General features: G+C 57.9%; 3 protein-coding genes and 1 tRNA gene. All 4 read left to right on the top strand.

Going from position 1 to position 4,085, the window contains the following annotated elements; all coding sequences use genetic code 11:
- The first annotated feature begins 334 nt into the window (after positions 1-334).
- The 4 genes from L248_RS02040 (at position 335) to L248_RS02025 (ending at position 4,072) form a co-directional block, all read left to right on the top strand.
- Entirely contained in the window at positions 335-985 is a 651-nt protein-coding gene (locus L248_RS02040) for a class A sortase (RefSeq protein WP_245585266.1), read from the top strand.
- Between the two features lie 114 nt (positions 986-1,099).
- Positions 1,100-3,397 (top strand): single-stranded-DNA-specific exonuclease RecJ, encoded by a 2,298-nt coding sequence (gene recJ / locus L248_RS02035; RefSeq protein ID WP_022528386.1) that lies wholly within the window; start codon positions 1,100-1,102, stop codon positions 3,395-3,397.
- An 8-nt stretch (positions 3,398-3,405) separates the two neighbouring features.
- Positions 3,406-3,924, top strand: a complete 519-nt coding sequence (locus L248_RS02030; protein ID WP_022528385.1) for an adenine phosphoribosyltransferase — start codon at positions 3,406-3,408, stop codon at positions 3,922-3,924.
- 60 nt (positions 3,925-3,984) lie between these two features.
- Positions 3,985-4,072, top strand: a tRNA-Ser gene (locus tag L248_RS02025).
- Positions 4,073-4,085: the final 13 nt, after the last annotated feature.

Genomic DNA, 4,085 nt, shown 5'->3' with positions numbered 1-4,085 from the left:
GATTGGCCTTAGCGGTCGGTTTTTGACCGCTTAGGCCAACGGCGAGCTTTAAGACAAATGCGCACTTTGCATTTGGCTTAAAGTCGCCGCACCACGTTCCAGCCCCCGCCCGCGGAGCCCTCCGTCACCCGGGCCAGCGACCGGACAGTTGCCATGCTCTCCCAATCGGTCCAGTGGGGAGTAATCTGATGCCGCGATGCAACAGTTTACTGGTCGCCTACCAGTTAAGCAAAACCATTGACGCCGGCCGGGGATTTCGCTAGCATAAGTTGTACAGAGAATCGCGTGTGTCAATAAAGGAGAGGGGCGCCCTGCGGTGAAGAAAGCGGGCAGAATTTTATTGCGTGTGTTTTTGGGATTGGTCTTTGCCATCGGCCTGGTCCTGATTTTCAACGAACCCATCAAAAACTGGCTCGTCAGCACGATGTCCCAACGGCAGATGAACGTCACCCGCCAGCAGATCCAGCAAAACGAGCTGAGCAAGGGCGAATTCGACTTTTCTAAAGTAAAAAGCATCGATACCACGCAAGTCGTCAAAGCGGCGGTGAAGAGCGATGCCAGCGTCATTGGCAAGCTGGCGATCCCCGCGGTCGGGATGCACCTGCCCATCGTCAAGGGCCTGAGCGACACCGCGCTGTCGACTGGCGGGGGCACAATGAAGCCCAATGAAGTGATGGGCCAGGGGAACTATGCGTTGGCTGGGCACTACATGACGAACAAGGGGATTCTGTTTTCTCCTTTAGAGAACACCCAGCTGGGTCAGAAAGTGTACCTGACCGATCTGGAACATATCTACATCTACGAAATTACCTGGAAGAAGATCGTCGACCCCACTGCCGTGTATCTCCTGAACGATGTGGAAGGGGAAACCATGGTCACCCTAATCACCTGTGCGGATGGCGGGGTCAACCGCTGGGCGATCCGCGGCCACCTGGTCAGTACCGAGGTGGCGAACAAGGAAACACTGAAGGTTTTCAGTCCTTAATACTTAGTTGTGCTGCCTCCGCTTTGGCGGGGGCTTTTTTGTTTTAGGGCGGATTTTGCTATAATGGAAGCCTTGGTTACGCACGGAATATATTGAAGAAAGCAGGCTGCCGCATTGAGTCGTTTCACCTGGACCGCACCGACACCATTGGATGATGAAGATAAGCAGTTGGCTGCCGCCATTGGGCAACCGGTAACGGTGGCTCATTTGCTGCGCAGCCGCGGTATCACTACTGCTGCTGACGCGCAGCATTTCTTACAGCCGCAGTTGACCGATCTGCATGATCCGCTGGCTCTGCATGACATGGCGAAAGCCGTGGCCCGCATTCAGCAAGCCATCACGGCGAACGAGAAGATCACCGTGTACGGCGACTATGACGCCGACGGGATCACCAGCACGGCCATCATGTATGAGACGCTGGAGAATCTGGGCGCTGACGTCCATTTCTACATCCCGAACCGCTTCACCGATGGCTATGGCCCGAACATGGCCGTGTATAAGTATCTGGTGGAGACCGGCACCCAGCTGATCATTACCGTGGACAACGGGGTCACCGGCAAAGACGAAGTGGCCTACTGCAACGCGCATGATGTGGCGGTCATCATTACCGACCACCACGAGCTGCCGCCCGAATTGCCCGCCGCAGCCGCCATTGTGCATGCCCGCATTCCAGGGAGTCAGTACCCCTTCGGCGATTTGAGCGGGGCCGGGATTGCTTTCAAAGTGGCCAGTGCCCTAATGGATACGGTGCCGGTGGACCTGCTGGACCTCGCGGCGATCGGCACGATCGCAGACGTGATGCCGCTGGTCGATGAGAACCGGGTCATCGCCACTTATGGTCTGCACCAACTGCAGAAGACTGACCGGCTGGGCTTGCAAGCCCTTTACCAGGCGGCGCAGATTCAGACGGACAGCATTGATGAAGAAACGGTGGGATTCGCCTTGGCCCCGCGGCTTAACGCCTTAGGGCGAGTGGACGACGGCACGGTTGGTGTCACGCTGCTGACGACTTTCGATCCGGATGAGGCCGAGAGTTTGGCCAAACAAGTCGATGAAACCAACACCACCCGGAAGACGTGGGTGCAGGAGATTGCCAATACCGCTCTGCAGCAAGCCGCGGCGGCGGATAACACGGCCCGGCGGACACTGATCATTACCGGAGAAGGGTGGCATGAGGGCGTGCTCGGCATCGTCGCCAACCGGGTGGCCGAGACCACCGGCAAGCCGACCATCGTACTGAGCCGGGAGAAACCCACCGATGAATACAAGGGGTCCGGCCGCACCGCGGGGGCGTACAACCTGTTCGCCGCCTTAAACCCAAAGCGGGACGTGTGTACAGCCTTTGGCGGCCACGCTGCCGCCGTGGGCCTGACCGTAGCGGCCGACAAGGTCCCGGTCCTTGCCCAAGCGCTGGAAGACGGGGCAGAGGCCCAGCATTTCCAACCGGGCGCGAAGCCGGCCAAAGCAGCCGATTTAGCACTGACCGTGGATGACTTAACGTTATCGACTTACACCGCTCTGGCCGTGCTGGCCCCCTTTGGCACAGCTAACCCCCGACCAGTGATTGCCGTCCAGCCGGATGTTATCCAGGGCGTCCAGACGATGGGCCAAACAAATGACCATTTGCGCTGCCAACTCCGGGGGACGAAGGAGACGGTCAGCACCGTCGGTTTCAACCTCGCTGCGCTTGGTCCGCAGCTGGGGGACGCCAACGCCGTCACGTTGTACGGCACGCTGCAGCAGAACACGTGGAATGGCCGCACCACGGCACAATTCCAGCTTCTGGACGCCGCGGCCGAATTACCGGTCCTGAACGATTGGCGCTCAACCAGTTTGCAACGTTCTCAATTTTCTCTGGATGCGGCTTACGTTTTTTTCCAGAAAGCCTACGCAAAGCGGTTGTCGGGTTTTCTGCAGAACCAACCCCGAATAATGTTTGACGACCCGCAAATCAGCCAGTACACTAAGCTAGTGCTGGTGGATACGCCGGCCAGCCTGGCCCAGCTGCAAACGTTAGGGCAGCATGTGTCACCAGAGCAGGTCTGGGTCATTTTCTATGCCTCCCAGACGCGGTTGGCGGATGCGCTGCCTGGTAAACCCGTTTTCGGCAAGGTCTTCAACTTGTTCAAGGCCCAGCCGTCCGTGGCGCCGGCGCAATTACCGGCTCTGGCGGCCCAAGCCGGCATCGATGTGGCCGCCCTGCGGTTCATCATTCAAGTTTTCTTGGATTTAGGCTTCTTGGCCATGGTCGACGGCAAAATCACGTTCCAGCCGACCGCCCAGGCCCGCCAGCTGGCCGACGCTCCCCATTATCAAGCGCGGGCGCAGCACGTCCACTTCACGCGAGCCCTCCAAACAGCCTCATGGGAGAAAGTGCGCGCGTTACTCAGTCAACAGTTTAATCAAAGGTAGGAGAAAATATGTCGATCAATTTTAAAGATTACGTGGCGAATGTGAAAGACTTCCCCGAACCCGGCATCATCTTCCGGGATATTTCGCCGCTCATGCAGGATGGTCAGGCGTACGCGGCGGCCACCGATGCCATCGTGGATTATGCCAAGGCGAAGAACGTGGAAATGGTCTGCGGCCCCGAAGCCCGCGGCTTCATCGTCGGCTGTCCGGTGGCGTACAAGCTGGGGGTGGGCTTTGCGCCTGCCCGCAAGAAGGGCAAGCTGCCCCGGCCCACGGTGTCTGTGACCTATGACCTGGAATACGGCGAAGCCTCACTGTACATGCATAAAGATGCCGTTAAACCCGGCCAGCGGGTATTGGTCGTCGACGACTTGATGGCCACCGGCGGGACCTTAGCGGCCACCATTAAGCTGGTTGAAGAACTCGGCGGGATCGTTGTCGGGACCGCTTTTCTCATCGAACTGACGGACCTGCACGGACGGGATAAAATCAAGGGTTACGACATGTTCACCCTGATGCAGTACTAAGCGTTTGACACAATTTTAGTGGACAGCATGCCGTCTTTTTGGTAAGATGGAATGCGTTCTGGAGAGTTGGCAGAGTGGTAATGCACCGGACTCGAAATCCGGCGAACCGGCTAATACCGGCGCACGAGTTCGAATCTCGTACTCTCCTCCCTTAGACAAAC

The organism is Schleiferilactobacillus shenzhenensis LY-73, from assembly GCF_000469325.1.
Lineage (GTDB): Bacteria > Bacillota > Bacilli > Lactobacillales > Lactobacillaceae > Schleiferilactobacillus > Schleiferilactobacillus shenzhenensis.
The sequence above is the reverse complement of the archived record's forward strand: the minus strand, read 5'-3'. Positions and strand labels throughout refer to the sequence as shown.

Excerpts from the sequence above, each read along its gene's own strand:
- L248_RS02030 (WP_022528385.1), top strand. The coding sequence starts at position 3,406 with ATGTCGATCAATTTTAAAGATTACGTGGCGAATGTGAAAGACTTCCCC.